1 protein-coding gene is annotated in these 2,195 nt (G+C 74.4%); it reads right to left on the reverse strand.

What is annotated here, in order from left to right:
• Positions 1-56: 56 nt before the first annotated feature.
• Complete coding sequence (locus ACIQOV_RS38380; protein ID WP_401055405.1) at positions 57-2,171, reverse strand: ATP-dependent DNA helicase; 2,115 nt, start codon at positions 2,169-2,171, stop codon at positions 57-59.
• Positions 2,172-2,195: the final 24 nt, after the last annotated feature.

Genomic DNA, 2,195 nt, shown 5'->3' on the forward strand with positions numbered 1-2,195 from the left:
CCCGGCAACCCACGGCCCCCTGGGCCCGGAACGCCGGGGCCCGAGGGCCGGGGCCCTCAGCCCCGCTTCACCACCGGCCGCACCGGCGCCGCCGAGGCGTCGATCGCCGCCAGCGAGCGGCGCACCTGGTTGCGGTCCGTGGTGTACCAGAACTCGGGCATCGAGGACCGGAAGAAGCTCCCGTACCGCTTGGTCTCCACCCGCGGGTCCAGCACCGCGACCACGCCCCGGTCGTCGGCCGCGCGCACCAGCCGGCCCGCGCCCTGCGCCATCAGCAGCGCCGCGTGCGTCGCCGCGACGGCCATGAAGCCGTTCCCGCCGCGCTGCTCGACGTCCTTCTGGCGGGCGCTCATCAGCGGGTCGTCCGGCCGGGGGAACGGGATCCGGTCCATCACGACCAGCTGGCAGGCCGAGCCGGGCACGTCCACGCCCTGCCAGAGCGAGAGCGTGCCGAACAGGCAGGTGGTGGCGTCCGAGGCGAACTCCCGGATCAGCTCGCCCAGGGTGTCCTCGCCCTGCAGCAGGACGCGCTGGTCCAGCCGCTCGCGCATCGCCTCGGCGGCCGTCTGGGCGCCCCGCATCGAGGAGAACAGCCCCAGCGTCCGCCCGCCGGCCGCACCGATCAGCTCGGCCAACTCGTCCAGCATGTCCGGCCGTTCGGGATCGCGCCCGGGGTCGGCGAGGTGCTTGGCGACGTACAGGATGCCCTGCTTCGGGTACTTGAACGGCGAGCCGACGTCGATCCCGCGCCAGTGCGGCACCGCGTCCTCGCCGAAGGCCGGGCCGGGCTCCGGGTTGTCCCCGGCGGTGCGGACGTCCGGCAGCCGCGTCTCGGAGGGCAGGCCGACGGAGGCGGCGACGCCGTTGAAATCCCCGCCGAGCTTGAGCGTGGCCGAGGTGAGGACGACCGAGCGCTCCTTGTACAGCCCCTCGCGCAGCAGCCCGGAGACGCTCAGCGGGGCGACCCGCAGCGAGGCGGTGCCCAGCCCGTAGCGGTCGCTGCGCTCGATCCAGACCACGTCGTACTCGGAGTCCTCCAGCAGCCGCTCGGCCGTCTCGTGCAGCGCCTCGGCCGAGGCCATCGCCTGCTTGCGGACGGCGTCCTCGTCGCTGAGCCCCTTGTCCCTGGTCTCGCCGAGCGAGCTGATCACCTGGCGGGAGGCGTCCCGGATCGCGGTGACCGCGTACGCCAGGTACTCGGGCAGTTCCTCGACCCGGCCGGGCTGGGCGGTCTCCATCAGGCCGTGGTAGTTCTCGGCGGCGGCCTGGAGCGCGTCGACCGCCTTCTCGTTGGCCAGCCGCGCGGCCCGCTTGACCGCCCGGTTGACCGCCCCGACGGTCAGCTCGGCGGTGGCCGCGCCGGTGACCCGGTTGACCAGCTCGTGCGCCTCGTCCACGATCAGCAGCCCGTGCTCGGGCAGCACCGGCGCGCCCTCGATCGCGTCGATCGCGAGCATCGCGTGGTTGGTGACCACGACGTCCGCCAGCTTGGCCCGCTCCCGCGCCTTCTCCGCGAAGCACTCCTGCCCGTACGGGCAGCGGGTGGCGCCCAGGCACTCCTTGGAGGTGACCGACAGCTGGGCCCAGGCCTTGTCGGAGACGCCGGGGCTGAGGTCGTCGCGGTCCCCGGTGTCCGTCTCGTCGGCCCAGTCGCGCAGCCGCAGCACGTCCTTGCCGAGCTTCCCGGTGGGCCCGCCGAGCGCGTCCACCGGGTCGAACAGGCCCTCGCCCTCGTCGCTCGGGGTGCCCTCGTTGGCCCGGTGCAGGCACAGGTAGTTGGAGCGGCCCTTGAGCATCGCGAACAGCGGCCGGCGGCGCAGCACGGGGTGCAGCGCCTCGACGGTGCGCGGCAAGTCCCGTTCCACCAGCTGGCGTTGCAGCGCCAGAGTGGCCGTGGCGACGACCACGCGGTCGCCGTGGGCGAGTGCGGGCACCAGATAGGCCAGGGACTTCCCGGTGCCGGTGCCGGCCTGGACGAGCAGGTGCTCGCCGTGGTCGACGGCGTCGGCGACGGCCTCGGCCATCCGGACCTGACCGGGGCGCTCCGCGCCGCCGACGGCCGCCACCGCGGCGTGCAGCAGTTCGGGGATCCGCGAGCGCGGGACGGCGACGGCTTCCTCGGCCTCGTCGCCGAGGGCCGTCGCGGGCTGGGATTCGGAGTCGTTCGTCATGACCCTCCCACCCTACGGGGCGGG

The organism is Kitasatospora sp. NPDC091257, assembly GCF_044757675.1.
GTDB lineage: Bacteria > Actinomycetota > Actinomycetes > Streptomycetales > Streptomycetaceae > Kitasatospora > Kitasatospora lactacystinica.